Here is a 23,653-nt window from a genome sequence, read left to right on the forward strand (position 1 = left end):
TCCTCAGCCCTCCTTGTTCGGGGCTTTGCGTGAACGGGCGGGAGCGGAACGCTTGGTGGGGGCCCGCTTGGCGGGGGCCTTCTTCGCGGGTGCGGCGGCTTCCTCCTCAGCGGCCTCCGGCGCCTCCGGCGTACCCGGGGGCACCGGCGCACCCGGCGCGCCGAACGGCAGCACCCGTACCGTCCTCCGCTCCACTGGCTTCGCCGGGACCGGGATCTCGCGGCCGTCGATCAGAACCAGCGACGCCTGGTACGCCACCGACAGGGTGTACGGCGTCTGGTGCAGCATCCCCCACAGCTTGGACGTCTCGTCGATGTCCATCACCGTGGGCGTGAACCGCACCTTCTGCGGCGACTCCGCCAGATCGCTGCCCGCCAGGTACGGGCGCTGCGCCGCGAGCTCGATCAGCTCGTTCGGCAGCACCGGTATCTCGTGCAGGGTCCGCACCACGCAGCCGATCAGCCGCTGGCCGACCAGCTCGGCCTCCTCCCCGTACGCGCTGATCAGATAGTGCAGGTCGAGAGCCGCCGCCGGACGTTTGACCAGCGTGCCGTCCGAGGAGCGGGTGGGCAGGTCGTAGTGGCGCATCGAGGCGTTCGGGGTGACCTGGTAGAGGAAGACGTTGATGGTCGGCTCGACGGGCGGCTCGGCCGGGGGCTTACGGGTCTCGACCTTCACCGCGATGTCGATCTCGGGCGACAGGTTGTTCCCGATCAGCAGCGCCAGGGCCTGGGTGACCGTCGCGACGGCAAGTGCGTTGCTCATGACCTCAGTTCCTCTTCTCGCCGCGCGCCAGGTAGTCGTCCAGGGTCAGCGCGGGTGCGCGCCGCCCGGTGGGGTCGGGGCGGCCCGTGCCCGGGCGGGGCGCGCCGGGAGGCGGGGCCGCGCTCACCTCGAGCCGGCCGATCTGTACGTGGACGACGCGCTCGGCCGGCCGGGACCCACGCCGCCCGAGCCCGCCCGGGCCCGCGCCACGGGCCGCCGCCGTGTCGGCCTCACGCGGCCGCGCGGACGCCACCGCCCCGGCCGGGGGTACGGGTGCCACGGCCGGGCCCGCCGCACCGGGGCCCGCCGCCGGTGGTGCGCCGTCCGGCCCGCGCGACGCCCCCGTACGACCGGGCGCACGCGGCGGCTCGGCGGCCACCGGCCGGGCAACGGGCCCCGCCTGCGCCGCCGGCCGCAGCAGCGGACCGGGCCCGGGCGCGACGACCCTCGCGTACCGCTCCGGCTCGCCGTCCGGCGGAGCCGCCTCCGTCCGTATCACCGTGTGCCGGTCCCGCAGCACCTCCCGCTCGTGCCGGATCAGCTCCGCCGGCCCGAACGCGGGCCCCGGCGCCGGCGGGACCAGGGAAGCGGGCTCGTCGGGCTCGGGCGGAGCCGTACGCAGCGCCTCCACCCGCTCGAACGGGCCGGGCAGCCGTGGCCGTACCCGCGCCACGCCGCCGCCGGACGGCCCCGCCGCGCCCAGCGGCGTGTGCCGGGCGAGCAGCCGGTCGAAGTAGTCAGGCATCCGCGCACAGCTCCAGGTAGTAACGGCGCCGCAGCGGGCTGAGCGCCAGGATCTCCGGCTCGCTCCACCCGTAGGCGGTGGCGAGCAGATGGACGTCGAGCAGCAGGTCCCGCGCCCAGTTGTCGAGTTCGGCCCACAGGTACGAGGTGATGTCCAGCTCGGCCGGGGTGGCCTCACCGCACTCGGGGCACGCCACGTCCAGCGTCACGTCGGCCACCGGGTCGGCTTCCTCGGCCGCCTCGGCGAGCCGCTGCTCCACCTGCAGGGGCAGCAGCTCCCCGAGCCGCTCCGGGGCGACGGCATGGCCGTCCCGTACCGCCGAGACGGTGCACCGGGCCAGCAGCGCACGGCGCGCACGGGCAGGGTCCGCCGGGTCCGCCACCGCAGCGGCCGCCGCGAGGTCGGCGACGGTCGGCAGCCGGAACTCGACCACCCACTCGCCCTCCTCCACCCGCAGCAGCCCGCCCAACGCCCCGGCACCCTCCGCACCCGGCGCCTCCGCGCCCAACGCCCCAGCACCCGAAGCACCTTCGGCGCCCGGCGCCTCCGCACCCGCCGCCCCGGCACCCGAAGCTCCCTCCGCACCCGGCGCTACCGCACCCGAAGCACCCTCCGCACCCGAAGCACCCTCCGCACCCTCCGCCCGGGCCGCACGCGCGACCAGTGCCGACGCGGCGAGCTCGAACTCCATCGCCTCGCCGCACGACGCGCATTCCACGCGCACCTGCATGCGCTCGCCGAACAGGGCCCGGCGCAGCGCGTACAGGTCTGCCTCCCGGTCGCCGACCGGCATCGACAGCAACTCGTCGGTGCCGGTCCCCGGGCGGGCGGCCCGGTGCAGCAGCAGGGAGCGTTCCCAGCCGTGCCGCGCCAGCCCGGCCTCCCAGGTGGCGAGCAGCTCGGCCGGTCCCGTCGGCGAAGCGGCGGCACGCGTCATTCCACGACTCCCCCCGGTGCGACTGCGGTTCAGGCCGGATGGGTGAACGAGGGCTCGACCGGTTCCGCCACCTCGTAGTCGCGCTCCCAGCCCTCGCATTCGAGCTTGACGCTCTGGATCGCGACGGCGTTCGCGTTGGCGTCCAGCTCGCCGAGCACCTGGTACTCGCTCACCCACGCCCGGTACAGCTTGTGCGAGACGGCCACCTGCCCGGCCTCGTTGAGGACCTGGATGATGATGTCCTTGCGGAAGTCCCGCAGCGACACCTCCGAGCCGAGACCGGCGCCGACCTGCCAGACCTTGTTGGCCCAGCGGTCGAATTCGGGGTCGTGGGTGACACCGCGTTCGAGGGTCACGCCCTCGAATTCGGAGCGGCCCGGCGATTTGCGCGGCGAGCTGGGGTCGCCGCCGTGACGGTGCTTGACCACTTCGGTGGTGCGCTTGAGAGGACTGATCTTGCTGATGCCCGCGACCGTCCGACCGTCCCAGAGGACCAGGAACTTGAAATTCTTGTACGGGTCGAAGCGATGGGCGTTTATCCGGAACTCAGCCATCGGATTCCTTCGTGTTCCTTTTCCGTGCCGACGAGGGGGTTACGAGAGGTCGAGGTCGAACTGCCCGGCGACCTGCTGGATCTTCACGATGACGAACTCGGCGGGCTTGACCGGCGCGATGCCGACCACGACATTGACCACGCCCCGTGCGACATCGGCCTCGGTGGTGGTGTCCTTGTCGCACTTGACGAAGTACGCCTCACGCGGCGTGCCACCCTTGAAGGCGCCCTGGCGGAAAAGGTCGTTGAGGTACGCCGACGCGTTCAGCCGGATCTGCTGCCACAACTGCTCGTCGTTGGGCTCGAAGACCACCCACTGAAGCCCCCGGTACAGGCTCTCCTCGACGTGGAGCGCGAGCCGGCGCACCGGTACGTACTTCCACTCGCCGCTCTGCGCGTCGGCGCCGTCCAGCGTGCGCGCGCCCCACACCAGTGGGCCGACGACCGGGAAGGTGCGCAGGCAGTTGATCCCCAGCGGGTTCAGCAGCCCGTTCTCCCGGTCGGTGAGCTTGACGGTCAGCGACCGCACACCGGCCAGCCGCGCCTCGGTCCCCGCCGGGGCCTTCCACACGCCGCGCTCACCGTCCGTACGGGCGATGACGCCGGCGATCGCGCCCGAGGGCGGGAAGGCCCGCAGCCGGCCCGTCAGCGGGTCGGTGAGCTGCGCGTGCGGGAAGTAGAGGGCCGCGTGGTCGCTGCGTACGGGGTCGAAGGCGCCGATCCCGGCGCGGGCGGCGTCCACGCTGCCCCAGGTCGACGGCGCGTCCACCAGCAGGAAGATCCGCCGCTCCCGGCAGAGCTGTTCGGCCGCCGACAGCACGGTGACCATGTCCTCGGTGGAGTCGTACGCCGCGAGTTCCGGCAGGGAGAGCAGGTTGACGTCGTCGACGTCGCGCAACGCCTGAAGGCCGGTCTTGCGGGCTTCGCTGCCGATCAGGTCGCGCGGCCCGGGCGGGTCGCCGTCCTTGCCGCCCGCCAGCGGGAAGACGGGCGGGTTGACCGAGGCCTCCAGGCCGAGGTCGTTGGCGCACTCGCCGATGAAGCGGACCACGTCGTCGGGGTCGAGGGACCCGGCCACGACCTGGAGGCGCCGCCCGAAGGCGGTGACCTCGGCGCCGGCGAAGGAGTGCTTGCCCGGGGCGTCGGGCAGGGCGCGCAGCTTGCGCTCCAGCAGCAGGGCGAGCTCGGTGACGTCGGCCGGTGGCTCGCCGTCGTGGTCCGGCTCGTACAGCGTGAACTCCCGCTCCACGTCGCCGATCTTGACCTTCAGTTCCACGGCGAGGTTCGGGAGTTCGGCCGCGAAGGGCTTGGACACCGTACCGGAGGGGTCGGGCCGGTCCTCGTCCAGCGCCTTGACGCGGACGAGGGCGGAGCCGGCGTTGACCACCGTCTCCACGAAGCGGCCGTGACCCGAGCTCATCGACAGCCCGGTGAAGGACTCGCGGGCGCCACCGCGCGCGTCGAGGACGTGGAGGTTGAACGTCCTGTCGGGGGTGGGGGTGTCGTGGTCGACGGCGACCCGCAGGCCCGAACCCCAGACACCGGGCTCCTTGGCGTGGACCTCCAGGACGGGGCAATCGCTGTGTCCCTCGGTGGAGTTGAGGGTGACGCGGGCCTCCTCACCGGTGCCGCCCCTGGCCACGCGGACGATCACCGCGACCGAGCCGCCGTTGCCGAAGAACTGGTGCACGGCGTAACTGACGGCGCTGCGCGAGGTGAGCCCGCCGAAGCGGCGCTCGAAGTCGGCGAAACTGGTGATCCGCACCGGCTGGTTGAGCGGACCCCGGCGGGTGTGCCCCACGAAAGCGGTCACCGAGGTGGTCACCGAGGCGATGGTACGGACGCTGCTGGGAAGCTCTTCGATGTATACGCCGGGATAGCCCATATGCGTCGGCATTCCCCCTCCATTCCCTTCGCGCACCAAGAGATGAGGAGGGGAGGAGAGCAGAGCGCACACGGGTCATGGATACGTGTGCGCGCTCTTCGGTCTTTCCCCCGTCACACACCCCGTGCGATATCGGTCTCGCAGGGCCATTGGCATGCGCGTCTGCCTGTGGCTCCTGATGCATGAGTGCCTGTGGGGAGTGTGGTTGGGGGCGGACCCCACGGTCAAGGGACCCTTTCGGTCAACCGGTGATCATTCCGGGTGGCCTTTCCCGGCGGCCGTTCCGCGAGGTCAGCGGGATACCGCAGGAAGGTTATGAAGACCCAATTCACGAACGCTTCACAGGAAAAATCTCTCCCGGGTGGGAATCAAGCCGAATGGAAACCGGCCCGGCGCGCCGCCTTGTGTCCGGTTGGCGCGGAAATGCAGCGCTTTCAGAACGCCACCGGGGCCGGCCGCGGTGTGCGGCCGGCCCCGGCGGAGGGGTGCGTGTGGATCAGTACGGTCCGTTGACGTTGTCGATCGAGCCGTACCGGTCCGCCGCGTAGTTGCAGGCGGCCACGATGTTGGCGACCGGGTCGTAGGCGTCGTTCGCCGTGCCCGGCACGTGGTACGCCTCGAAGGTCGGCGCGATGACCTGGAGGAGCCCCTTGGAGGGCGTTCCGTTCACCGCGTTGATGTCCCAGTTGTTGATGGCGAACGGGTTGCCCGAGGACTCACGCATGATGTTGCGGTGGATCCCCTCGTACGAACCGGGGATGCCGTGCCGGCCCATGATGTCCAGCGCCTCGCGGATCCAGCCGTCGAGGTTGTCCGGGTACGTCGCGGCCTTCGCGACCGGGGCGCTCCGCTCGGCTGAACGGTCGGCCCGCTCGGCGGCCGGGCGCTCGGCCGGGGCCTTCGCCTTGGCGCCGATCGTCAGCTTCAGGCCGGGGCGGATCAGGGACGGGTCGGCACCGACGGCCTTCCGGTTGTCCTCGTACAGCTTCTTCCAGCCACCGCTGACCCCGTGCTCCCTCGCGATCTTGGAGAGGGATTCGCCCGCGACGACCGTGTGCGTGCCGGCGGCGGCCGGTGTGACGGCGGCCGGCACGGCGGCGGTGACCGCGTGCGCCGCGCTGGGCGTCGCCGCCTCGGCGCCGGTGGCACCGAACATGGGGAGCGCCAGTGCGGCGCCACCCGTGCCCGCGGCGACGAAACGGCGAGTGAGCGGACTGTTCTTGGGACGACGGTGCTTACCCTTTGCGGGCATGGCGAATTCCTCTCCGTCGCCTGCGAGGTGAGCTGTCGGGTTCGGACTGGAGATGCCCGGCCGCGGTGTCAGCGCGGCTTCACCCCGAGCCGTTCCGGTGTGCTCCGGATCGGCGGCTTACCTGGGTCCCCCGCTCCTGCCGTACGAACGTGAGTGGGTGGGTGCGGTTTCCGGACGGCGGCAGGATTCGGCGGTCCATCCGGATTGAGGGGACCGTAAGCGAAATGGGCCGACCGGAACAAGCCTTGAATTCCACCGCCCGATCTGCCTCCACGCGTATGGCGGACCGTCAACTTTGCTGCGGAAAAGCGGTAATACGGCCTGGCGGACACCCGTGCGCCGGAGCCGGGCGGTGATTCTTGTCACGCGCGCCGAGGTGGGCCGACAAGTCGCCTATGTTCCCCTGAACATGGGCGGTAAAGGCCTTACACGCGAAACCCGTATAACGGAGAAAATGGGGCGGAAGGTGCGGCGTGGTGGCGTACCCATGGACCGGATCACCGGTTACTCGCGAGGAACGTCACACGTGAACTAAGGTGAGCGCCCCGATCGGCTCCCCCTGTGGATCCCAGGACAAAAGGGTCTTGGTCAACCCGATCGAAGGATGTCCTGCCAACCAGGACGCACATTGCAGTGCAGGGCGACGTGATGTCGGCAACTCCGCCAGGCGTCGGCTCCGTACGGGCCGACGAGCCCTCGTCCTGTCACCCGGGACCCGAGGCGTTGGCCCCCTCTCTCATTCACCTACCTCGCGAAGGCAAGGCAGAGATGGCACGAGTCTCCCGACAGCACTCCCGGCAGCACTCTCAGCAGCACCCCGGGAAGCAGACGCATCCCGTCGATGAGCTTCTTCCCCTCCCCAAGCTCACTCTCTACGGTTTTCAGCACATTCTCGCGTTCTACGCGGCGGCGGTCATCGTCCCCGTACTCCTCGGAAACGCGTTGGGACTGTCCCGGGAAGAGCTGGTCTACCTGATCAACGCGGACCTGCTGACCTGCGGTATCGCTTCGATCATCCAGGCGCTCGGCGTCTGGAAGGTCGGCGCGAGACTCCCTCTGGTCCAGGGCGTCACCTTCACCGCCGTCTCCCCGATGGTCGCCATCGGAATCGGAGCGGGCGGGGGCACGGCCGGGCTGCTGGTCGTCTACGGCGCGGTGATCACGGCCGGAATGGCAACCTTTCTCTTCGCGCCCTTCTTCGGGAAGTTGGTGAAGTATTTCCCGCCGGTCGTCATCGGCACGATCCTCACCATCATCGGTATGACCTTGATCCCGGTGGGCCTCCAGGACGCGGCCGGCGGCGCGCACCTCATGGGGCAGCCCGAGTACGGCTCCGGCAAGAACCTCGCGTACGCCCTCGGCACCCTGCTGCTGGTCCTGGCCGTGGTCCGCGTGGGCAAGCCCTTCCTCAGCAGCCTCGCCGTACTCATCGCGCTCGTCGCCGGCACGGCCGTCGCCTGGCTGCTCGGCGACGCCCACTTCGGGGCGGTGAAGGACGCCGACTGGTTCGGGGTCAGCACGCCGTTCCACTACGGCATGCCGAAGTTCGAACTGCTCCCGATCATCGCGATGGTCGTCGTCATGCTGATCACCATGGTCGAGACGACCGGCGATGTGTACGCCATCGGCGAGATCACCCGCAAGAAGGTCGACAGCGACACGGTCACGCGGGCACTGCGCGCCGACGGAGTCGCGACCGTTCTCGGCGGCGTGCTGAATTCATTCCCTTATGTAGCATTCGCCGAAAATATCGGACTTGTTCGCATGTCCAGGGTGATGAGCCGTTTCGTGGTGGTGGCGGCCGGTGTCTTCATGATCCTGCTCGGCCTGCTGCCGAAGGCCGGAAGCCTGGTCGCCGCCGTGCCGCACCCGGTGCTCGGCGGAGCGGCGATCGCGATGTTCGGCATGGTCGCGACGGTCGGCATCCAGATCCTGGGCAAGGTCGACCTGCGCGAGGAGCGCAACGCCCTGATCCTGGCCGTCAGCCTCGGCGCGGCGCTGCTCCCCACCACGGTCACGCCCTTCTTCGACCGCATGCCGGACGACGTCCGGGCGGTCCTCGACAGCGGCATCACGCTGGGCGGTCTCACGGCGATCGTGCTGAACCTGTTCTTCAACGCGTTCAGCCGCCGCAAGGCGATGGAAATCGACTGGGACGACTACGAAAGCGACGGCACCCCGCCCCCACCGGTCGGCGCCGCCACCCACTGACCCGGCGGCGCCGGGGGTGGGGCCGGGGTGCGGATCCGCGGCGACGGCACGCCGCCCCCGGCCGGTCCGGTCCGGCCCGGATCAGTGGCTCATCGAGTCGAACGGGGACTCCTCGCCCACGTCACCGATCAGTTCCCAGAAGTGGTCGACCAGCCGGTGGAGGTAGGCGGATCGCTCGGCGGCGACCTCCTTGAGGCGGGAGTCGTCGTTGCGGGCGACCAGATGACCCATGTACCGCTCGGAGAACTCCGCGAACTCCGTGTGCATCGTGCGCAGCGCGTCGCCGACCAGCGTCTCGTTGACCACGACGATCTCGGCGACCGGCGCCACATGCGCCTTCCAGCGGCCGTCGATGGCCGAGCGGAGGTGCCCGGCCAGTTCCTCGTCCCGGCCCATGATGCCGACCAGCTTCCGCAGCGACAGGCCGAGGGCGTCCACCAGGGCCCTGGTCTGCCGCAGATCGCCGTCCCAGCGGTGCGCCGCCTCCGCCGCCCGGTACTCGGCCGGATCCATCCCTATCCGGTACGCCAGCCGCTCCACGCTCAACTGCCGGGCCATCCGGTGCTCGGCGAGCGTGCGGGGGTCGACACCCATCAGCGTGGTGGACGAGCACCACAGCACATTGGCGAGCGCGAAGAGCTGGGACTCGGACGGGACATGGGAGCCGTGCTCCCACGCGCTGACCAGATCGGGGTGGACCGGGACACCGCACGCGGCCATGGAGTGGGCGACCTGAGCGGTGGTCAGGCCCATGCGGGCCCGCGCCGCTCTGGCCTCTGCGGGGGAAAACGGAGTGCTGTACACGAATGAAACACCTCGCTGCACCCGGCGAGCGTAGGGCGCTTGGGGGAGAGGAACCGGTGGATGAACATCCAGGAGCGGGCAGATTAACAGATGGCCGACTAGTGTGAACGGCCAACTTTTCCTTCGATATCAAGGCGTGGCCGCCCCTACGGCCCGCAAGGGCTGGATGGGTTACCGGATTCCCTCCCCGATCCAAGGAACCTGTCCGTTAGCCGGAAGCTCCCGCCCGGTAGTCGGACTCGCGCGGTCCGGCGGCCCCTGAAGACGCTCTTGTCGATGTGTCGATTCCCCTGGACAGTACGTGCATGGCGATCGTTGTGCTGCTGGGAACCCTCGACACCAAAGGCCTGGAGTACGGCTGGCTGCGGGAGCGGCTGCTGCGGCAGGGAGTCGACGTCATCGTGGTCGACGCGGGCGTGGTCGGAGAACCACGCATACCCGCCGACGTCCCGCGCGCCGACGTGGCACGGGCGGCGGGCGCCGACCTGGAGCGGTTGCGGGCCGAGGGGGACCGGGGCGCCGCCGTGACGACGATGGCCCGGGGCGCGGCCGAGAGCGTGCTGCGGCTGCACGAGGAGGGCCGCCTGCACGGCGTGCTCGCCCTCGGGGGCAGCGGAGGAACGTCCATCGCGACCCGCGCCATGCGTGCCCTGCCGCTCGGGGTGCCGAAGGTGATGGTGTCCTCGATGGCCGCCGGAGACGTCTCTCCATACGTCGGCTCCAGCGACATCACCATGATGTACAGCGTCGTCGACATCGCCGGGATCAACAGCGTGTCGGCCCCGATCCTGGCGAACGCCGCCGACGCCGTCGCCGGCATGGCGAAGGGCTTCGCCTCCGCGTCCCGCACGCCGGTGGCTGGCCTCGGCGCGGGCGACAGGCCGCTGATAGCGGCGAGCATGGCGGGGGTGACGACCCCCGGCGTGGACGCGGCCCGGGAGCGGATGACCGGACACGGCTACGAAGTGCTGGTGTTCCACGCCAGCGGGGCCGGCGGCCGCACCCTTGAATCGCTGGCCGGACAGGGGCTGTTCGCCGGCGTCCTGGACCTGACCCTCTGCGAGCTGGCCGACGACCTCTGCGGGGGCATCCTGACGGCCGGCCCGGACCGGCTCTCGGCCGCCGGCCGCAGCGGCATCCCCCAGGTGGTGTGCCCCGGTGCGCTGGACATGGTGAAGTTCGGCCCCGCCGACACCGTGCCCGCGCGGGTGCGCGACCGGAACGTACGCGTGCACAACCCGTCCATCACGGTCGTCCGTACGACGGCGCAGGAGTGCGCCGAGCTGGGCCGCCGGGTCGCGGCGAAACTGCGGGCCGCCACCGGGCCGACCGCCGTGTGCCTGCCGCTGCGCGGGTTGTCCACGCTGGGCGCACCGGGCGGGCCGTACCACGACCCGGCCACGGACGAGGCGCTGTTCGGCGCGCTGCGCGACGGGTTGCGGGACACGTCCGTCGACGTGGTCGAGGTCGACACGCACATCAACGACCCGGCCTTCGGCCGTGCCGCCTCCGACCTCCTGCACCGGATGGTCACGCGGACGCGGGCTCCGGGCCGCGACGAGGCCGCGCCCGTACGTGCATCCGCTCGCCCTGCCGGCCGAAGAGGCTGAGGACCTCGACGGGGCCGTCCCCCGTGGTGCCGAACCAGTGCGGCAGCCGCGTGTCGAACTCGGCCGCCTCGCCCGCGCCCAGCACCAGGTCGTGATCGGCCAGGACCAGGCGCAGCCGCCCGGACAGGACGTACAGCCATTCGTAACCCTCGTGGGTGACGGGGTGCGGGGTGCTCCGGTCGGCCGGGAGGACCATCTTGAAGGCCTGCTGCGGGCCGGGCTGCCGGGTCAGCGGCAGGACGGTGGTGTTGCCGTGCACGGTCCTGGGCGTGAGGCGGACACGCGGGTCGCCCACCTCGGGCGCGCCCACGAGCTCGTCGAGGGGCACCTGGTGCGCCTGGGCGATGGGCAGCAGCAGCTCCAGACTGGGCCGGCGCTGACCGGACTCCAGCCGGGACAGGGTGCTCTTGGAGATACCGGTGGCCGACGCCAGGGCGGCCAGGGTGACACCGCGCTCCGTACGGAGGCGCTTGAGGCGCGGGCCGACCTCGGCGAGGGTCCGCGCGATGGCGTCGGAGGCATTGGCGTCGGAGGCGTTGGCGTCGGAGTCTTCTTTCATGTCCCCATTGCACCGCTTCCGTCCCAGGAACGGCAACAAAGATTGCCGTCCGAGGATCAGGAGGCGCAGCCTGTGCGCGGAGGTGATCGCGGTGAGCGACACAACGAACGGCATGGCAGCGGAATACGACGTGGTGGTGGTCGGCGGAGGCGCCGCCGGCCTGAACGCCGCCCTGGTGCTGGGCCGGGCCCGCCGCAGGGTGGCGGTGGTGGACGGCGGGGCCCCGCGCAACGCCCCGGCCGCGCACATGAGGGGCTTCCTGTCCCGGGACGGGATGCCCCCGGCGGCCCTGCTCGCGGTGGGCCGGGAGGAAGTGACCGGGTACGGGGTGGAGTTGCTGACGGGCCACGTGGACGCCATCGAGCCCGGAGAGCCCCGAGAGCCCGGCTTCCTCGTACACCTGGCCGGCGGAGCCCTGCTCAGGGCCCGGCGCGTGCTGGTGGCCACCGGGGCGCGCGACGAACTGCCCGGCATCCCCGGACTGCGCGAGCGGTGGGGCAGGGACGTGCTGCACTGCCCGTACTGCCACGGCTACGAGGTGCGGGACGAGCCGCTCGGGATCCTCGGCACCCACCCCGGCGCGGTGCGGCACGCACTGCTGCTGCGCCAGTGGTCCCACGACGTCACGTTCTTCGCACACACCCACGACCCGACGGACGAGGAACGCGAAGCGCTGGCGGCCCGCGGGGTCCGCGTCACCGGCGGCGTGGTGAAGCGACTCGTGGTGGAGGGGGACCGGCTGTACGGGGTCGAACTCGCCGACGGCCGGGTGGTGCCCCGCCGCGCCGTGTTCGTCCTCCCGCGCACGGTGCCCCACGACGGTCCGCTGACGGCCCTGGGGTGCGAGCGGGACGACACCGGCGCGGTACGCACCGACGCCACGGGCCGTACCAGCGTGCCCGGGGTGTGGGCGGCCGGCAATGTCGCCCACCCCCGCGCCCAGGTCGTCACGGCGGCCGGTACGGGCTCGGCGGCCGCGATCGCCCTCGACCACGACCTCCTGCGGGAGGACGTCGAACGGGCCGTCGGGAGGCACCGTACGGGGTCCCGGGCCGCCTGACCCGCTCGACCGGTCACCAGGACACGTCGTCGAGCATCAGCTCCACCGGCTGCCGGGGCCCGGCGGCCGGGGACTGCTCGGTCCACATCACCTTCCCGGTCGGCGTGTACCGGGTGCCCCACCGATCGGCGAACTGCGAGACCAGGAACAGCCCGCGCCCGCCCTCGTCGGTGGTGGCCGCCCGCCGCAGGTGCGGGGAGGTGCTGCTGCCGTCGGACACCTCGCAGATCAGGCAGCGCTCGTACAGCATCCGCACATGGATCGGCTCGGAGCCGTAGCGGATGGCGTTCGTGATCAGCTCACTGAGCATCAGCTCGGTGGTGAACCCGATGTCCTCCAGCCCCCACTGCTCCAGCCGGCGTCCGCACTCGGCGCGGACACGCGCGACCGCCGAGGGGTCGCGCGGCACGTCCCAGTCGGCGACCCGGCTGCGGTCCAGCAGGTTGGTGCTGGCCACCAGGAGCGCGATGTCGTCCCGGCGGTGCGGCGGCAGCATGGCGCTGAACACGGCCTGGCAGGTCTCCTCGGGCGTACGGTCCGGGTGGCCCGACAGCGTGTCCCGCAGCAGGCGGAGCCCGGTGTCGACGTCACGGTCGCGGTGCTCGATCAGACCGTCGGTGTAGAGGACCAGCCGGGTGCCCTCGGCCAGCTCCAGTTCGGCGGTCTCGAACGGCAGGCCGCCCAGGCCCAGCGGTGGGAAGACCGGCACCTCGGGACAGTCCACGGTGCCGTCGGGGAGGACGAGCACCGGGGCGAAGTGCCCGGCGGTCGCCACACTGCACCGGCCGGACACCGGATCGTAGATCGCGTACAGGCAGGTGGCGCCCGTGATGCCCTCGCCGTCGCCGTCGCCGCCCTCCTCCTGGTCGATCCGGGACACCAGCTCGTCCAGGTGGCCCAGCAGCTCGTCCGGCGGCAGGTCCAGCGCGGAGAAGTTGTGGACCGCCGTCCGCAGTCGGCCCATCGTGGCGGCCGCGTGCAGCCCGTGCCCCACCACATCCCCCACGACCAGGGCGACCCGCGCCCCGGGCAGCGGGATGACGTCGAACCAGTCGCCGCCCACCCCGGCCTGCGCGGGCAGATAGCGGTACGCGATGTCCAGCGCGCCCTGCTCGGGCAGGACGCGCGGCAGCAGGCTGCGCTGGAGCGTGACGGCCATGGCGTGCTCGCGGGTGAAGCGGCGCGCGTTGTCGATGGCGACGGCCGCCCGGGCGGCCACCTCCTCCGCGAAGGCGAGGTCCTCCTCCTCGAAGCGCTCGGCACGCTCCGAGCGCCAGAAGTTCGCCATGCCCAGCACCACCCCGCGCGCCTGCAACGGCACCGTGACCAGCGAATGGATGCCGTACGCGAGGGCCTGGTCCGCCCCGGCGGGGTCCTGCGCCCGCCACCCGTGGGCGAGGTTCAGATCCGGCTCCAGCACCGCGTGCCCGCTCGCCAGCGCTGCAGACATCGGCGTGGTCGGGACGGCGAACCTGATGAGGTCGCCCACCGGCTGGAGCGGGTGGTCGTCATGGATGCCGCTCACCGCCGTACGCCGCATCTCGGTGTGCGTGCCCGTCGGCTCCTCGCCGCGCAGGACGGGGTCCAGCAGCTCCACCGTGACGAAGTCGGCGAACCCGGGGACCGTCACCTCCGACAGCTCCTCGGCCGTGCGCACCACGTCCAGCGTCGTACCGATCCGCACGCCCGCCTCGTACAGCAGCTTCAGCCGCTCCCGGGCCACCTCCGCCATCCCGGACACGGCGCGCAGCTCGGTGGTGTCCCGGAGCGTCGCGACCGTGCCCGACGCCCCGCCGTAGGGAGCGGTGGGCCGGGTGTTGACGGCCAGCAGGCGGTCCCCGGCCAGGTGCACCTCGTCGGTCACGGTACGCCCCGACGCCAGCAGCTCGGCGGTGTCCTCGTCCAGCCCCAGGCCCGTGACCGGGCGCCCCTCCGCGTCCGGCGGCAGCCCCAGCAGCTTGCGGGCCTCGTCGTTGGCGAGCGTCAGCCGCCCGTCGTCCCCGATGATGAGCACCCCTTCGCGCGCCGCGTGCAGAACGGCGTCGTGGTGTTCGTACATCCGGGTCATCTCGGTGGGGCCGAGGCCGTGCGTCTGGCGGCGCAGCCGTCGGCTCACCAGCGCCGAGCTGCCGACCGCCAGCGCCAGCGCGCCACCCGCGGAACCGAGGAGTACCGGGAGGTGACGGTTGACCGCGTCGCCGACGTTCTCGATCGAGACGCCGGCGCTCACCAGGCCGACGACCGAGCCGTCCTGGGCGGTGACGGGCACGACGGCGCGGGCCGCGTCGTTCGGGGCCCCTTCGAAGATCTCCGTGAACGCCGTCCCCGCCGCCGCGCGCTCGACGTCCTCGGCGCGGCTGCCGATCAGTGACGGGTCGTTGTCGGCGACGCGAGTCCCGTCCGTCCTCATCACGGCGATGAAGTCCAGTCCGGAGCCCTCCTTGGCCTTCAGCACCGAGGCCTGGAGCGCGGCGGTCGGATCGGGGGCCCTCAGCGCCTGCACGGTGCCCGGCGCGTGCGCGAAGGACTCGGCGGCGGCGAGTGACCGGTGTTGGGCGTCCTGCTCGCTGTCGTACCGCGCCTGGAACGCCAGCCCGATCACCGCGGCGGTGATCAGCAGCACCGCGACCACGATCTGCAGCAGCAGCACCTGACCGGCCACGGTGCGTACGCCCAGCAGGGACCGCATTCCTTCACCCGGCGGGCGCCGCGCCTTCCCGGGGTGGGGCCGGTGCGGAGCGCTCGGCACGCGTCCCGGGGCCGGGCGGCCCGACGCCCGCGTGGTCCGTCCGAGACGTCCGCTCATGCCCCATTTCTAACATTGCATCCTGTGCCGGAGCGACCCGCCGGTGGATCCGGTCGGTGTCGCTGTCGACCAGGTAGGTGTCCTCGCTGCCGTAGGGCTCCCCCTCCTCCGAGTACGGGAGAACGGCCATGAACGGGCTCTTCCGCGGCGGCAGCCGCAGCTCCTTCGCGTCCTCCAGCGTGGCGATGGCGTCCGCGGTCCGTTCGTTGATCCGCTCCGACGTGACGGTGACCTGCGTGCCGTCGGGCCGGGTGATCGTCACCGTCCGGTTCACCCTACGGCTCTGCAGCCATGCGACGATCGCGGCCGCGACGGCAGCCGTCAGCCCGCCGGTGCCAGCAGGAGCGTGATGAGCTCCGGAGCACCCCCGCTCATGGTGCCGGCCTCCGGTGACCCGGGCGGCATCCGGCCAATGTGGCCGCGCAGCCCCGGATCACGCCGCAGCACCACCACAGACCGTCCGTCTCGACCGGTCCGCCGGCGTCCAGAGTGATACTCACGGGCCCTCCGCGCAGGGAGTCATGCACAGGACATGCCGAGACCAATCGCGCCCGATCATCCCCAGCAGGGCTGAACACAACCGCCGCACCGTCCGTACCCAAAGGCGGACGCGTCCCCCGGTCGCCGTCGGCAGCCGGAGTCCGAACGAGCAGCAGGAGCAGCGGAGTTGAGTCACAGGCGCATACCCAAGCGAACAGCCGTCCTCGCCGGAGCGGGGGCGGTCGGCATGGCCGCGGCGGCGATCCTGCTGCCCAACGCCAATGCTTCCCAGTCCGGACCCGAACCGGGGCAGGTCACCGCCAAGACCCTGAGCGCCGCGTCGGCCGCACAGGTGGCCGGGCAGCTCGGCGAGTCCCTCGGCGACTCCTACGGAGGGGCGTACTACGACGCGGCCAAGCGGCAGCTCGTCGTCAACGTGGCGGACGGCGACGACACCATGAGGGCCCGCGTCGAACAGGCCGGCGCGGTCGCCCGCTCCGTACGCAACAGCACCGGCGAGCTGACCTCGGCCACGCGGACGCTGTCGCGCAAGGCGGGGATCCCCGGGACGGCGTGGGCCGTCGACCCCAGAACCAACCAGGTCCTGGTCACCGCCGACCGCACGGTCACCGGCGAGCGGTGGGACACGCTGGAGTCGGCGGTCGAGTCCTTGGGACCGGGCATGGCCCGGATCCAGAAGTCGAAGGGCGAGTTCACGACGTTCGTCGACGGCGGGGACGCCATCTTCGGCGGCGGCTCGCGCTGCTCGCTCGGCTTCAACGTCACCACCCAGGACGGGCGGAGCGGGTTCCTCACCGCCGGGCACTGCACGGCCTCGTCACAGCAGTGGGCGGACCGGAACGGCGTGCCGCTCGGTTCGGTGCAGCGAAGCGTCTTCCCCGGCGAGGGCGACTTCGGCCTCGTCACGTACGACGACCCGGACGCCGAGGCCCCGAGCGTCGTCGACGTGGGCGGCGGGCAGAAGCTGCCGATCGGGCAGGCGGCCGAGGCGGCGGTCGGGCAGCAGGTGTTCCGGATGGGCAGCACCACCGGGCTGCGGGACGGACAGGTCACCGGCCTGAACGCCACCGTGAACTACCCGGAGGGCACCGTCACCGGGCTCATCCAGACCAACGTGTGCGCCGAGCCCGGCGACAGCGGCGGCTCCCTGTTCACCAGGGAGGGGGACGCGATCGGCCTCACCTCGGGCGGCAGCGGCAACTGCGACGTGGGCGGCGAGACGTTCTTCCAGCCCGTGACGACCGCACTCGCCGCGGTCGGCGCCCGCATCGGCGGCTGACGCGGACGGGCGCCCCGCCCAGGGGCGCCCATCCGCGCTGTCCCGCACGGCTGGGTGCACCCGTACCGCCGGGTGCACCCGCGCCGGCGCGGGGTGACGGGCGCGCCCCCGCCCCCCGGCGGCGTCCCGGGCGCCGCCCCGACGACCAGACAGGGCCCGGGCTGGGACACCGCCTCGACAACGGCTCGACCGGCACGGCGCCCACCGAGCCGGGCGGGCGGGTTCCCACCGATGGTGGCGGTGCCTCACTCCGCCACGACGGTGAGCGTTGGCGCGACGGTGACGGCGACGGGACGTCGCGGCCACCTGCGCGCACCCGCGACGCCGGCGCGGGCGGCTTCGCTGCGGGACTCCACGGCGTCCGGAGGCGTTCCGCGAGCCCGCGTCGCCACCCCCGCGCGGCGGGGCGTCGCGTACGGCTGCCCGTGCGGCACGGCGCACCGCGGCCGCTCGGCGTGCGCGGCGTACTGCGGCGCTTAGGCGCCGGGGATCAGGAGGAGCGGCATCCAGCGGCGGCGCTCGGGCGCGTCGTGGTGGGGAGCCGGGCGGCGGGGCGGGCGCTGTCGGCCGCGTACCGCCAGGGTGAGCGCGGCCAGGGTGACGGCGGTGCCGGCCAGGCCCATGGGCGTCACGGCCGGTCGTCGTGGTCGTCCCATCGTGGTTCCTCCCTCGGTCGGTCCACCGGCCAGCGTCCCCCGCCCCGGCCTGTGCGGCAGCCGCACGGGCCCGGACCGGCGCCGGAAGCCGCTCGCCCGGCCTAGTGCGTCACCGGCCGGGTTCGGCCGGCCGGGGGAATCCGGGTGTCTCCGCACGGGCCGGGGCGCTCGATCCAGCAAGGTGAGGGTCATGCCCTCGTACCCCTCCGCCGACGTGACGCCGGTCGCCGCCCACTCCCCGGCGCTGCCGGGGCCCCGCGCGGGCACCCCGTTGGCAGGGCGGATGTTCGCCGCCCTGCACGACCGGAAACTGGTCTACAACGCGTGCTGGGAGGACCCGGCGCTCGACCGCCAGGCCCTCGGCCTGGGCCCCGGCGACCACGTCCTGGTCATCACCAGCGGCGGCTGCAACGCCCTGGACTACCTGCTCGCCGGAGCCGGCCGGGTCACCGCCGTCGACGTCAACCCCCGCCAGAACGCCCTGCTGGAGCTGAAGGCGGCCGGCGTCCGGCGGCTGTCCCACGCCGAGTTCTTCGAACTGTTCGGCGCCGGTCGCTCCGTACGGGCCCGCGAGATGTACCGGGACGCGCTGCGCGCCGACCTGTCGCCCTTCGCGCAGCGGTACTGGGACGGCTACATCGACGCCTTCGCCGGCCGGGGCTGGCGCAACTCCTTCTACTACCGGGGCACCTCCGGCTTCCTCGCGAAGGGCCTGATGCTCTTCCTGCGCCGTTTCCAGGGCCTCGGCCCGCACCTGGAGGAGCTGCTGGCCGCCCCCACGCTCGCGCAGCAGCGGCACATCTACGAGTCCCGGCTGCGCGACAAGCTCTGGTCGGCGGCCCGCCTCGCCTCCCAGCCGCTCGCCCTGAACCTCGCCGGGGTCCCGCCCGAGCAGCGCCGGGAGATCGCCGAGGAGTACGCGGGCGGTACGGCCCAGCTCGTCCACGACGGGTTCGACGCGATTTTCGGCCGGCTGCCCATCGCCGACAACTACTTCTGGCGCGCCTACATCACCGGCTCGTACACGGCGACGTGCTGTCCCGAGTACCTGAAGGCCGCCAACTTCCCCCGCCTCCGCGACGCCCTGCCGCGCCTGGACGTGCGGACCACGACCGTCACCGGGTTCCTCACCGAGGCGCGGCCCCGGCCGGACGTCTCCAAGTTCGTGCTGCTGGACCACATGGACTGGATGGGCTGGCGCGACCAGCCGGCCCTGGCCGAGGAGTGGCAGGCCATCCTCGACGCGGCACGGCCCGGCGCCCGGGTGATCTACCGCAGCGCCGGGCTGCGCACCCGCTACCTCGATCCCGTACGCGTCGTCCACGAGGGCCGTACGCGACGGTTGACGGACCTGCTCCACCGCCACCCGGAGCTGGCCGCCCGGCTGCACGAACAGGACCGGGTGCACACCTACGGCAGCTTCCACATCGCCGACCTGCCGTGAGACCTCGAAAGGACCCGCATGGGACTCCGGTCCGACCTGCGCACCATCCGCCACATGGCCTTCCCACGCGTCGCCGGCACGACGCCCGCCGAGCGCATGGAGTCCTACTACCGCTCCACGGCCGAGGACTACGACGCCTTCCGGGAACGCCTCCTGCACGGGCGCCGCGCCCTGATGGGCCTGCTCCCCACCACACCGGGCACCCACCTCGTCGACATGGGCGCGGGCACCGGAAGCAACATCGCGCACCTCGACGAGCGGCGCCGCAAGGAGTGCCGGCGGATCACCCTCGTCGACGTCTCCGCCTCGATGCTGGACGTGGCACGCCGACGCGTCGAGCGGTCCGGCTGGGACAACGTGGAGACCGTCCTGGCGAGCGCCACCGACTACCGGCCCCAGGACGGGCAGGTTGACATCGTCGTGTTCTCCTACGCGCTGACGATGATGCCCGACTGGTTCGCGGCCGTCGACCACGCCCGCGCCATCCTCAAGCCGGGCGGTACACTCGCCGTCTGCGACTTCTACGTCTCACGCAAACACCCCACCGGCGGCGCCCGCCACGCCGCGTGGCGGCGGCACTTGTGGCCCGCCTGGTTCAGCCACAACAACGTCTTCCTCTCCCCCGACCACCTCCCCTACCTGCGCGCGCGGTTCAGCACCGTCCGGGTGCGGGAGAGGCTCGCCCCGGTGCCGTACCTGCCGGCCCGCGTGCCCTACTACCTCTTCATCGGCACCAAGGACTGAAGCGACTGAAGGGCGGGCCGCACGGCCGGCAGCCACCAGTTGGCCCGGCCGAGCAGCGCCATCAACGCGGGCGCCAGCAGCAGCCGGATCACCGTGGCGTCCACGAACACCGCCACGGCCAGGCCCACCCCCACCACCTTCAGCAGCAGCAGACCGGACGCCGCCAGCGCCGCCATGACGACGATGACGACCAGCGCGGACGCCGTGAACAGACCGGCCGTACGCTGCACGGCACGCGCCACCGCCTGCCGCGTCGACGCTCCCGCCTCGTGCTCCTCCACGGTCCGCGCCAGCAGCAGCACCTCGTAGTCCATCGACAGCCCGAACGCCACGCACAGCACCAGCACGGGTACGACGGTGTCGGTCACCCCCGTCACCGTGAAACCGCCCAGCCACGCGCTCAGGTGACCCTCCTGGAACACCCACACCATCACCCCGAACGTGGCGCTCAGGCTCAGCACATTGAGGACCAGCGCCTTCAACGGCAGCACCACACTGCGCGTGCACCACCCCAGCAGCAACAGCGTCACCACGGCGATCAGCGACAGCGCCGGCACCACCCCGGCCCGGATCGTGTCCCCGAGGTCCGCCAGCCACGCCTGCGTGCCGCCCACCAGCGCCGGCACCGGCGAGGAGACGGCCCGCACCGCCCGTGCCACCTCCGCGCCCTGTGACGTCTCCGGACCGACGTCGGTGACGACGGCCGCCCACACCCCCGCAGGTGACGCGTAACCGTGCCCCCGCTCCGGGGGCCCCACCCGCCGGCCCTCCCGGTACGTCCCCGTCGCCGTCTCGACCCGCGCCACATGCTCCAGCCGCGCCAGCCGCGAAGCGTAGTCGTCCAGTGCCGAGGCACCCGTGCGGGCGTCCAGCCCCGGCAGCGCCACCTGCACCGGGTTGAGCGCGTGGTGGTCGAAGTCCCGGCGCAGCGTGTCCGTCGCCTGGCGCGTCGCCGAACCGGCGGGCAGCGCCCGGTCGTCGAACGTACCGAACCGGGCGCCCGCGAACGGCAGGACCAGCGCGGTCAGCAGGGCGGCCAGCACCAGGACCACCGGTACGGGGCGGCGCATCACCCCGTACGCGAGGCGGTACCAGCGGCCGGCGTCCGGGACGGTCCAGGGCCGGCGGCGGCGCACCGACAGCGCGTCGATCCGCGCGCCCAGCAGGAGCAGCGCCGCGGGCAGGGCCGTGATCGCGAGCAGGGCGCTCAACGCCACCACGGCGATCCCGCCGTACGCCACGGAACGCAGCATGCCGAGCGGGAACACCAGCAGCGCCGCCAGGCTCCCCATCACCGTCAGCGCCGAACACACCACCGTACGGCCCGTGCTGCACACCGTGGCCACCAGCGCCTGGTGCACCGCCTCGCCCGGGTCGCGCTCCTCGCGGTACCGCCCCCGCTCCTCCCGGTAGCGGGCCAGCATGAAGAGGCTGAAGTCGACGGCCAGCGCGAACCCGAGCGCCGTGCTGAGGTTCAGCGCGATCACCGACACCGCCGTCAGGTGGGACAGCCCGCCGAGGAACGCGACAGCGCCCACCACCGCGCACAGCCCCACCAGCAACGCCAGTCCCGCCGCGACGACGCCCCCGAAGACGACGACGAGCACGGCCGCCGTCAGCGGCGCGGCGAGCAGTTCCGTACGGTGCAGGTCCAGCCGGCTCTGCCGTTCGATGGCCAGCCCCACCGGGGTGGGCCCGGTGGCGGCGACCGCAAGGGGGCCGTGGCGGCCCGTCAGCTCCCGCAGCAGCGGTTCCACGTCCTTGTGCGCCGTCGCCTCACTGCTCGCCACCCGCAGCAGCACCAGCGCCGACCGCCCGTCACCACCGCGCAACGAGGCGGGACGCCCGGTCCAGTACGAGCGGACCCCGACCACCTTCGGCAGCCCGCGCGCCCGCTCCGCGAGCCGCGTCCCGGCGCGCACCGCCGCCGGATCGTCCACCGACCCACGGGCCGTCGCCACCAGCGTCACCGTCGGGCTCCCGCCACGGAAGGCCGTGGACAGGGTGTGCTCGGCGCGCGCCCATTCCGAGCCGGGCGGTGTCGTACCGCCGTGGTGGAGGTTCTCGTTGACGCCCACGGCCGCCACCGTGGCGACCAGCAGCGCGCAGCCGGTGAGCACCAGCGTACGGACGGGGAAGCGCAGCACCAGCTCGGCGAGGGAGCCCAGCGGGTCGGTGGGCAGGAGGCTCAGGCGCCGCTTCACGAACCCGGACCGCACACGTGTCTCCTCGCCTGGACTGGGACTCCTCAACCTCCCACACCGGCCACCGGTACGGACCGTGCGACCCGGCGGGTGTACTCGGACGGCGGAAGGTACGGGGTCAGACGCCGTCGGGCTCCGGGTCGGCCTGCGGGCGGGCGTGGGAGGGGGCCCTCGTGTGGATGAACAGGTCCTGCCGGCCGGGTGGCGTGGCACGGTGCTTGGGCAGCGGCAGTTCGTACCGCACCTGCTTGCGGTGGTCCGCCATCTGGCGCTGCACGTTGTAGACGCTGCCGAACTTCCACAGCATGCGCGCGAAGTTCGTCTGTCCCCGGGCGAGGTTGCGGCCCAGCACGCTCATGGCGCCGATGGCGTTGCGCAGCCCGAGGTGCTTGCGGTTGAGGACGGCCTGGGTGCGCACCAGCTCCCGGTAGAACTCCTCCAGGGGGAGCGTGGTCGGCACGACGGCGTGCTGGATGTCGAAGAGCCGGTAGTCACGGGTCGTCAGCTGGCGGGCCTCGGTGTGCCAGATCTCCGTGCCGGGGTACGGCGTCATCACCGTCAGGTGCACGATCTCCGGGACGGACAGGGCGAACTCCCGTACGAGACGGAAGCGTTCCGCGTCCCAGGCGGGATCGACGATCAGGTTGATGGCCACCATGATGCCCAGCCGGCGGGCCGTCTCCAGGGCCTTGAAGTTGTCGTCCGGGCTCACCCGCTTGCGGTAGAGGTCCAGTCCCTCGGCGTCCAGCGCCTCCATGCCGAGGAACATGTAGCGCAGGCCGAGCCGGGTCCAGCGGGCGAAGACCTCCTCGTTGCGCAGCAGGACGTCGCTGCGGGTCTCCAGGTAGTACTGCTTGCGGATGCGCCGGCGCTCCAGCTCGGCGGCGATGCCGTCGCCGTGCTCCGGCCGGATGAACGCCACGTCGTCGACGATGAAGACGTTCGGCTCCCGGATCGACGCCATCTCCTCCGCGGCCGCCTCGGGGGACGCCTTGCGGTAGCTGCGCCCGTAGAAGGTCCACGCGGAACAGAAGGAGCAGTCCCAGGGGCAGCCCCGGGTGAACTCGATCGACGCGCAGGGGTCCAGCTCCCCGATGAAGTAGCGGTTGCGCTTGCGCATCAGGTCGCGGGCGGGCCGGGGACTGTCCAGGCTGTCCAGCAGTTTCGGGGCCGGTCCGCGGCCCTCCGCGCACACCACACCCGGGACGTCCTTCAGCCCGCCGTCGCGCACCGCCGCCAGCAGCGGCTCGACGGCCGGTTCGCCCTCGCCGCGTACGATCGCGTCGACCGCGCCCTCGGCCTGCTCCAGCACGTGCTCGGCGATGAACGACACGCTGTGGCCGCCCAGGAAGACGAAGCACCCGGGGGAGGCGGCCTTGGCGTGGTGGGCGATCTCGATCGCCTCGGGGATGTTGGCCAGGTAGTTCAGCGAGATGCCCAGCGCCTGGGGCGCGAACGACTCCAGCTCGCGGTCGAGCAGGTCGCGGGAGAGGACCTGGAGGTCCACCACGCGCACCTCGTGACCGGCGTCGCGCGCCGCCGCGGCCACCCGTTCCAGACCCAGCGGCTCGAGTCGCAGGAAGATCTCCGAGTACATCAGGGCACTCGGGTGAACCAGCATCACGCGCATCTCAGTCT

General features: G+C 72.2%; 18 protein-coding genes, 1 pseudogene and 1 riboswitch. Of the genes and pseudogenes, 6 read left to right on the forward strand and 13 right to left on the reverse strand.

The features are described from left to right. Positions 1 to 3: 3 nt before the first annotated feature. From AMK26_RS18990 to AMK26_RS19015, 6 genes are all read right to left on the reverse strand, one after another. Positions 4 to 765, reverse strand: a complete 762-nt coding sequence (locus AMK26_RS18990; RefSeq protein WP_073755876.1) for a DUF4255 domain-containing protein — start codon at positions 763 to 765, stop codon at positions 4 to 6. Between the two features lie 4 nt (positions 766 to 769). Continuing rightward, entirely contained in the window at positions 770 to 1,510 is a 741-nt protein-coding gene (locus AMK26_RS18995; RefSeq protein ID WP_073755877.1) for a hypothetical protein, read from the reverse strand. After that, positions 1,503 to 2,447: a hypothetical protein gene (locus AMK26_RS19000; protein ID WP_073755878.1), complete on the reverse strand. Its 945-nt coding sequence runs from the start codon at positions 2,445 to 2,447 to the stop codon at positions 1,503 to 1,505. Before AMK26_RS19000 ends, AMK26_RS18995 begins: the two co-directional genes overlap by 8 nt. A 29-nt stretch (positions 2,448 to 2,476) precedes the next feature. Beyond that, positions 2,477 to 3,001 carry a phage tail protein gene (locus AMK26_RS19005; protein WP_073755879.1) on the reverse strand — a complete coding sequence of 175 codons (525 nt, stop codon included), beginning with the start codon at positions 2,999 to 3,001 and terminating at the stop codon, positions 2,477 to 2,479. Positions 3,002 to 3,040: 39 nt separating this feature from the next. Next, positions 3,041 to 4,897, reverse strand: a complete 1,857-nt coding sequence (locus AMK26_RS19010) for a phage tail sheath C-terminal domain-containing protein (RefSeq protein WP_073755880.1) — start codon at positions 4,895 to 4,897, stop codon at positions 3,041 to 3,043. A 484-nt stretch (positions 4,898 to 5,381) separates the two neighbouring features. Beyond that, positions 5,382 to 6,137: a transglycosylase SLT domain-containing protein gene (locus tag AMK26_RS19015; RefSeq protein ID WP_073755881.1), complete on the reverse strand. Its 756-nt coding sequence runs from the start codon at positions 6,135 to 6,137 to the stop codon at positions 5,382 to 5,384. Positions 6,138 to 6,141: 4 nt separating this feature from the next. Continuing rightward, positions 6,142 to 6,307, reverse strand: a riboswitch (cyclic di-AMP (ydaO/yuaA leader). Positions 6,308 to 6,905: 598 nt separating this feature from the next. Here AMK26_RS19015 and AMK26_RS19020 point away from each other — a divergent pair. Then, positions 6,906 to 8,348 (forward strand): nucleobase:cation symporter-2 family protein, encoded by a 1,443-nt coding sequence (locus AMK26_RS19020; protein WP_073755882.1) that lies wholly within the window; start codon positions 6,906 to 6,908, stop codon positions 8,346 to 8,348. Between the two features lie 81 nt (positions 8,349 to 8,429). Here the strand turns inward: AMK26_RS19020 and AMK26_RS19025 are convergent, their stop codons facing one another. After that, positions 8,430 to 9,152, reverse strand: coding sequence for a helix-turn-helix domain-containing protein (locus tag AMK26_RS19025; protein ID WP_073755883.1), 723 nt, complete (start codon positions 9,150 to 9,152; stop codon positions 8,430 to 8,432). Positions 9,153 to 9,457: 305 nt separating this feature from the next. On the opposite strand from AMK26_RS19025, the gene AMK26_RS19030 reads away from it, so the two are divergent. Next, positions 9,458 to 10,762, forward strand: coding sequence for a Tm-1-like ATP-binding domain-containing protein (locus tag AMK26_RS19030; RefSeq protein WP_073755884.1), 1,305 nt, complete (start codon positions 9,458 to 9,460; stop codon positions 10,760 to 10,762). On the opposite strand, the gene AMK26_RS19035 is transcribed toward AMK26_RS19030, so the two are convergent. Continuing rightward, complete coding sequence (locus tag AMK26_RS19035; protein ID WP_073755885.1) at positions 10,683 to 11,321, reverse strand: helix-turn-helix domain-containing protein; 639 nt, start codon at positions 11,319 to 11,321, stop codon at positions 10,683 to 10,685. The genes AMK26_RS19030 and AMK26_RS19035 overlap by 80 nt on opposite strands. A gap of 112 nt (positions 11,322 to 11,433) precedes the next feature. On the opposite strand from AMK26_RS19035, the gene AMK26_RS19040 reads away from it, so the two are divergent. Continuing rightward, complete coding sequence (locus AMK26_RS19040; protein WP_073756274.1) at positions 11,434 to 12,381, forward strand: NAD(P)/FAD-dependent oxidoreductase; 948 nt, start codon at positions 11,434 to 11,436, stop codon at positions 12,379 to 12,381. Between the two features lie 13 nt (positions 12,382 to 12,394). Here the strand turns inward: AMK26_RS19040 and AMK26_RS19045 are convergent, their stop codons facing one another. Beyond that, entirely contained in the window at positions 12,395 to 15,070 is a 2,676-nt protein-coding gene (locus tag AMK26_RS19045; RefSeq protein ID WP_107420983.1) for a SpoIIE family protein phosphatase, read from the reverse strand. 4 nt (positions 15,071 to 15,074) lie between these two features. Then, positions 15,075 to 15,592 (reverse strand): annotated as a pseudogene (locus AMK26_RS19050) (effector-associated constant component EACC1). A 262-nt stretch (positions 15,593 to 15,854) separates the two neighbouring features. On the opposite strand from AMK26_RS19050, the gene AMK26_RS19055 reads away from it, so the two are divergent. Then, positions 15,855 to 16,967: a S1 family peptidase gene (locus AMK26_RS19055; protein WP_241837965.1), complete on the forward strand. Its 1,113-nt coding sequence runs from the start codon at positions 15,855 to 15,857 to the stop codon at positions 16,965 to 16,967. Between the two features lie 476 nt (positions 16,968 to 17,443). On the opposite strand, the gene AMK26_RS36695 is transcribed toward AMK26_RS19055, so the two are convergent. Next, positions 17,444 to 17,623 carry a hypothetical protein gene (locus tag AMK26_RS36695; RefSeq protein ID WP_143608560.1) on the reverse strand — a complete coding sequence of 60 codons (180 nt, stop codon included), beginning with the start codon at positions 17,621 to 17,623 and terminating at the stop codon, positions 17,444 to 17,446. A 190-nt stretch (positions 17,624 to 17,813) separates the two neighbouring features. Here AMK26_RS36695 and AMK26_RS19060 point away from each other — a divergent pair, with 190 nt between their 5' ends. Next, positions 17,814 to 19,067, forward strand: coding sequence for a DUF3419 family protein (locus tag AMK26_RS19060; RefSeq protein ID WP_079277677.1), 1,254 nt, complete (start codon positions 17,814 to 17,816; stop codon positions 19,065 to 19,067). Positions 19,068 to 19,085: 18 nt separating this feature from the next. Beyond that, complete coding sequence (locus tag AMK26_RS19065; protein ID WP_073755889.1) at positions 19,086 to 19,811, forward strand: class I SAM-dependent methyltransferase; 726 nt, start codon at positions 19,086 to 19,088, stop codon at positions 19,809 to 19,811. Here AMK26_RS19065 and AMK26_RS19070 read toward each other — a convergent pair. Both AMK26_RS19070 and hpnR read right to left on the reverse strand, forming a co-directional pair. After that, positions 19,784 to 22,030, reverse strand: coding sequence for an MMPL family transporter (locus tag AMK26_RS19070; RefSeq protein ID WP_158071132.1), 2,247 nt, complete (start codon positions 22,028 to 22,030; stop codon positions 19,784 to 19,786). The two genes, AMK26_RS19065 and AMK26_RS19070, sit on opposite strands and share 28 nt — an antisense overlap. Positions 22,031 to 22,133: 103 nt before the next feature. Further along, a complete protein-coding gene (hpnR, locus tag AMK26_RS19075) occupies positions 22,134 to 23,645 on the reverse strand; it encodes a hopanoid C-3 methylase HpnR (protein ID WP_073755890.1) in 1,512 nt (503 codons plus the stop codon). Between the last annotated feature and the right edge of the window lie 8 nt (positions 23,646 to 23,653).

The organism is Streptomyces sp. CB03234 (assembly GCF_001905885.1).
Taxonomy (GTDB): domain Bacteria; phylum Actinomycetota; class Actinomycetes; order Streptomycetales; family Streptomycetaceae; genus Streptomyces.

Coding starts and splice junctions, on each gene's coding strand:
- AMK26_RS18995 (WP_073755877.1), bottom strand. CDS start 1,510: ATGCCTGACTACTTCGACCGGCTGCTCGCCCGGCACACGCCGCTGGGC.
- AMK26_RS19065 (WP_073755889.1), top strand. CDS start 19,086: ATGGGACTCCGGTCCGACCTGCGCACCATCCGCCACATGGCCTTCCCA.
- AMK26_RS18990 (WP_073755876.1), bottom strand. CDS start 765: ATGAGCAACGCACTTGCCGTCGCGACGGTCACCCAGGCCCTGGCGCTG.
- AMK26_RS19030 (WP_073755884.1), top strand. CDS start 9,458: ATGGCGATCGTTGTGCTGCTGGGAACCCTCGACACCAAAGGCCTGGAG.
- hpnR (WP_073755890.1), bottom strand. CDS start 23,645: ATGCGCGTGATGCTGGTTCACCCGAGTGCCCTGATGTACTCGGAGATC.
- AMK26_RS19035 (WP_073755885.1), bottom strand. CDS start 11,321: ATGAAAGAAGACTCCGACGCCAACGCCTCCGACGCCAATGCCTCCGAC.
- AMK26_RS19040 (WP_073756274.1), top strand. CDS start 11,434: ATGGCAGCGGAATACGACGTGGTGGTGGTCGGCGGAGGCGCCGCCGGC.
- AMK26_RS19000 (WP_073755878.1), bottom strand. CDS start 2,447: ATGACGCGTGCCGCCGCTTCGCCGACGGGACCGGCCGAGCTGCTCGCC.
- AMK26_RS19005 (WP_073755879.1), bottom strand. CDS start 3,001: ATGGCTGAGTTCCGGATAAACGCCCATCGCTTCGACCCGTACAAGAAT.
- AMK26_RS19010 (WP_073755880.1), bottom strand. CDS start 4,897: ATGCCGACGCATATGGGCTATCCCGGCGTATACATCGAAGAGCTTCCC.
- AMK26_RS19020 (WP_073755882.1), top strand. CDS start 6,906: ATGGCACGAGTCTCCCGACAGCACTCCCGGCAGCACTCTCAGCAGCAC.
- AMK26_RS19015 (WP_073755881.1), bottom strand. CDS start 6,137: ATGCCCGCAAAGGGTAAGCACCGTCGTCCCAAGAACAGTCCGCTCACT.
- AMK26_RS19060 (WP_079277677.1), top strand. CDS start 17,814: ATGCCCTCGTACCCCTCCGCCGACGTGACGCCGGTCGCCGCCCACTCC.
- AMK26_RS19045 (WP_107420983.1), bottom strand. CDS start 15,070: ATGCGGTCCCTGCTGGGCGTACGCACCGTGGCCGGTCAGGTGCTGCTG.
- AMK26_RS36695 (WP_143608560.1), bottom strand. CDS start 17,623: ATGGGACGACCACGACGACCGGCCGTGACGCCCATGGGCCTGGCCGGC.